Raw genomic sequence first — 4,699 nt, forward strand, 5'->3', positions numbered from 1 at the left:
GTCTCTTCATAAGAAAATGAGATCCTTCAGTCGTTCCTCCTTCAGGATGACGCCACAGCAATCGTATTTTCATTTACTGTAAATACCAAGCAACAACTCAGGGGGAAATATCCTAATAACTGCCTACTGCGACTGCTAACTGTCACTGCCTACTCTCTTGCTTCTCTTTCTTGGTATTTAGTACTTGTTACTTAAAAAAAACCCCTTTTTATTCTAACCAAATCTTGGCAAATTTGAATCTGACAGAAAAAGACATCTCTTTTGGAAAAGCTGATTGACCAACATAACAGGATTCACAATTACCTCAGGATCTCGCTGACCGATAGCTGCAACTTCCGTTGTGCCTACTGCATGCCCAACGAGGAAATCGAGTGCCTGCCCAATTCCAAACTGATGTCCACTTCAGAGATCGAGCAGATCGCCAAAACCTTTGTAGATCTAGGGGTGAAAAAAATCAGGTTGACAGGTGGCGAACCTTTGGTCAGAAAAGAGTTTCCCGACATTGTACAGCGGCTTTCCAAGTTACCGGTCGAACTCACCCTCACCACCAACGGTGTTTTGGTTCACAAGCATTTGCAGCTTTTCAAGGATGCCGGAATCCGATCCCTAAATGTCAGCCTCGACACCCTAAATCCCGAAACTTTCTTCAAACTCACCAAAAGAAACCAATTCCAACAGGTTTGGGAAAATATCCTCTTGCTCCTTGACCATGGCTTCCGCGTCAAAATCAATGCAGTAGCACTGAATGGGATCATAGAAAAGGAACTCTTGGACTTCGTGAGAATTACAGAAAAGCTTCCGCTTCACGTCCGCTTCATAGAGTTTATGCCTTTTTCTGGCAACCATTGGAAAAGTGAAAAAGTCATCACTGCCAAGCAGATGCTCGAGGTGGTGCAAACCGAAATGGATGTCGTCAAGCTACAGGATCAGGTGCATGATACTGCCAAAAAATATAAAGTGGTGGGTTATGAAGGTACTTTTGCCTTTATCACCACGATGAGTGAGCACTTCTGTGGCGACTGCAACAGGATGCGGATCACTGCAGATGGCAAAATGAAGAATTGTCTTTTTGGAAAAGAGGAAATGGATCTGTTGGGGACGCTTCGCAAAGGTGAGGACATCTTGCCCCTGATCAGGCTTTCCATTTTCCGGAAACATGCCATGCTAGGGGGACAGTTTTCACCTGATTACCTCAAAGCCGAAGCAGACAAAATCGAAAACCGCAGCATGATCAAAATCGGCGGTTAGCCAATACTTATGATTTCAGTAAGCGAAGCAAAAAAAATCCTCAACGACCACCTGATTCTCGGCAAAAGAATTTTTGTTGACCTCGGCGCTGCCACAGGTTTGGTGTTGGCAGAGGATATTTTATCCCCTATCGATATTCCTTCTTTTGACAATTCAGCCATGGATGGCTATGCCATTTGTTGGCAGGAAGGCAATCCAATAAGAAACCTCCGCCCAGTCTCCAAAAGCAAAGCCGGAGATCCGGAGGTGTTGACTTTGGATCAAAATGAAGCCATCCGCATCTTTACCGGAGCTCCTGTCCCTGCCGGTGCTGATACCGTGATCCCTCAGGAATGGGTAAAAACAGAAAACGGGCAGTTGGTTTTTGACCCTGAGAAATTCAGAAAAGGCGCCAACTTCCGGGCAAAAGGAGCCCAAAACAAATCCGGAGACCTCATTGCCAAAAAAGGCAGTCCCATTACACCCGGAATGGTGGGTTTGTTAGCATCGGTCGGAATGGGAAAAATCCCCGTTTACAGTCCGCCTGCTGTCGGGATCATCCTCACAGGCGATGAACTGGAGGAAATCGGCAAGCCTTTGGAGTTTGGAAAAATCTACAACGCCAATGGACCCATCCTCGAATCCTACCTCCATCAGCTTGGAATCCATGCCATCCAAATCGGAAAAGCCATCGATGAACCTGAAAATCTGCAGGAAATAATCAATGACTATTTAGGGGAATATGACATTCTGATTTTATCGGGAGGTATTTCAGTGGGTGAATATGATTATGTCAAAGAAGGTTTGCGAAAGGCTGGAGTAAAAGAGCTTTTCTATAAAGTGAAGCAGAAGCCCGGCAAACCGCTTTTTGTAGGACAGCGGGAAAATCAATGGATCTTTGCCTTGCCGGGAAATCCTGCTTCCACGCTCACCTGTTTTCAGCAATATGTAAAACCCTGTCTCGAGGCTTGGATGGGTAAATCAGAGGTTTGGAAACCAAGCGGTTATTTCCCTTTGGCAGAAGATTTTGATAAAAATGCCAACCTCACTTTTTTCCTCAAAGCCAGACTTGAGGATGGAAAAGTTATCGTCCTGCCCGGTCAGGAATCCTTTAATCTGATCTCTTATGGCTCCGCCAACTGCATCGCAGAAGTCGGGGAAGAAGTGCAGTTTTTGGAGAAAGGTACCAAGGTCAATATCTATGAATGGTAAAGTATGACAGAAGGATTGAATGAATTTATACTATACCTCATGCTTCCCATCGTGGCGTTTTTATACGCCTCCGTGGGTCATGGCGGTGCGAGCAGCTATCTGATGGTGCTGGCTTTGCTGAACTTTGCCCCGGAGCAAATCCGGCCCACCGCTTTGATCATGAACATGTTTGTGTCCATGATGGCCTTTCTTTCCTTTCGGAAGGCAAGCACTTTTCCGACTTCTTTGTTTATCTCATTGATCATTTTCTCGATTCCAGCTGCGTATTTTGGGGGGAGCATTTTGGTAGATACCGTTTTGTACAAAAGGATTTTGGGGATCTTATTGTTCTTTCCAATTCTCAGGTTCTTAAATGTTTTCCCTGTTTCGGACCGTCCTGCCATGGAAAGAAAGTGGTGGATGGGACCTGTCTTGGGTTTGGTGATTGGCTTCTTTTCAGGATTGATCGGGATTGGAGGCGGAATCATCCTTTCCCCGATATTGCTGATGTTGGGTTGGACCAATATGAAGGAAACCGCCGCAGTGTCAGCGCTTTTTATCTTCTTCAATTCCGTCTCGGGGTTCCTCGGTGCGGATGGTTTTCAGGTGGAGATCGACCGGCAACTGTGGATTGTCATGCCACTGACCATTGCAGGAGGAGCATTGGGCGCATACCTTGGCGCCAAAAAATTCAATCCCGTCATGATCAAATACCTCCTGACCGTTGTATTATTTATCGCCGCGGTAAAGTTGATCTGGCCGGGGTGAAAATCTAATTATTCCAATTCTAATATGTAAATTAGAACTTATGACGCTTACAAGTATCCGTGTAGTTGCATTCGGAATGATTGCAGAAAAAATCAAAACCAACCAATTGGAATTGGAATATATGCCGGACACCGAAGTCCTGTTGGGATATCTCTACCAACAATATCCCGACTTGCAGCATACCAAGTTCAGCATCGCCCTCAACAAAAAAATGACCGTTGGCAAAACCTTGATTCCTCTAGGAGCGGAAGTTGCTTTGCTGCCGCCTTTTTCAGGAGGATAAAAATCATATTCAATGGACCGCTTCGACAGACAATACATATTACCGGGATTTGGAAAAGCAGCACAGGAAAAACTTGGGCAGGCCAAAGTCTTGGTGATCGGGGCAGGAGGTTTGGGCTGTCCGGCCCTACTCTACCTTGCCGCAGCAGGAGTCGGGACCATTGGCATCATGGATGGAGACTTGGTCTCCCTTTCCAACCTCAACAGACAAGTGCTTTTTGGAGAGGGTGATCTTGGGTTAAACAAAGCAGAAACAGCCGCCCACTTTCTCAAGTCTAAATATTCTGACATCAAAATCAAGTGCATCCCTGAATTCATCAGCACTGATAATATCAGGGCCATCCTTTCCCAATTTGACCTTGTCATCGATGGTTCTGACAATTTTCCCACAAGATACCTCGTCAATGATGCCTGTGTCCTTATGGGAAAACCATTGGTATTTGGGGCTGTGTATCAAAATGAGGGACAGGTCTCCATTTTGAATGGAAAAGGAGAAAACAGCATCAATTACCGCGATATTTTCCCTGATCCTCCCACGGCCTACGAAATCCCAAACTGTAATGAAACAGGTGTATTGGGTGTTTTGCCTGGTGTCATTGGAACCCTTCAAGCCGCCGAAGCGATCAAATACATCACAGGATATGGCAGTACATTGGTGGACAAGATGCTATTTTATAATTTCCTCACACATCAGTCTTACACGATGGATCTCAGCCAAAATCCCGATTCAAGAAAAGGGATTCCTGCCTCTTTGGAAGCCTTGGAAGCTATGGATTATGCCGTTGTATGTGGGGATGGGGACTCTATTGATTGGCAAGAGGCTCTAACTTTATTGGCAAAATATCCAACGGGTATTTTGGTAGATGTCAGGCAACCGGAGGAGCTTCCCAAACTAAAAGGGTATATTTATCAGTCAGTTCCTTTGGACCTTATTGAAGAAAACCATGAAAATTGGATCAATTCAGAGTTAATCTTGTTGTTTTGCCAAAGTGGAGTCCGAAGTCTGAAAGCTGTCAAAATATTGGAAAGACATTTTCCCGGAAAAAAGATCCATTCCATCTCGGGAGGTATCGAAGCAATTGATTCACCGATTTATAATTAAGCTCATGGAAAAAAAACGAAGCCCAAAAAATATCTTTGTACAGGGACCCATTTCCCCTGAATCTATCGCAAAGTCCATCGCCAACCACAGCACAAAAACTGATATCGGGGGTCACAGCATCTTCCTCGG

General features: G+C 45.1%; 5 protein-coding genes. All 5 read left to right on the forward strand.

Annotated elements, in window-relative coordinates; translation table 11 throughout:
* Window positions 1–261: 261 nt before the first annotated feature.
* From moaA to ACZFYI_RS15985, 5 genes are read left to right on the forward strand one after another with little or no spacing between them, the layout of a single operon-like run.
* Window positions 262–1,248 (forward strand): GTP 3',8-cyclase MoaA, encoded by a 987-nt coding sequence (gene moaA / locus ACZFYI_RS15965; protein WP_462525126.1) that lies wholly within the window; start codon window positions 262–264, stop codon window positions 1,246–1,248.
* Between the two features lie 9 nt (window positions 1,249–1,257).
* Window positions 1,258–2,439 carry a molybdopterin molybdotransferase MoeA gene (locus ACZFYI_RS15970; RefSeq protein ID WP_462525127.1) on the forward strand — a complete coding sequence of 394 codons (1,182 nt, stop codon included), beginning with the start codon at window positions 1,258–1,260 and terminating at the stop codon, window positions 2,437–2,439.
* A 3-nt stretch (window positions 2,440–2,442) separates the two neighbouring features.
* Complete coding sequence (locus tag ACZFYI_RS15975) at window positions 2,443–3,186, forward strand: sulfite exporter TauE/SafE family protein (RefSeq protein ID WP_462525128.1); 744 nt, start codon at window positions 2,443–2,445, stop codon at window positions 3,184–3,186.
* Between the two features lie 40 nt (window positions 3,187–3,226).
* A complete protein-coding gene (locus ACZFYI_RS15980) occupies window positions 3,227–3,469 on the forward strand; it encodes a MoaD/ThiS family protein (RefSeq protein WP_462525129.1) in 243 nt (80 codons plus the stop codon).
* A 12-nt stretch (window positions 3,470–3,481) separates the two neighbouring features.
* Window positions 3,482–4,570 carry a ThiF family adenylyltransferase gene (locus ACZFYI_RS15985; protein ID WP_462525130.1) on the forward strand — a complete coding sequence of 363 codons (1,089 nt, stop codon included), beginning with the start codon at window positions 3,482–3,484 and terminating at the stop codon, window positions 4,568–4,570.
* Window positions 4,571–4,699 lie beyond the last annotated feature (129 nt).

It is taken from the genome of Aquiflexum sp. (genome assembly GCF_977115555.1).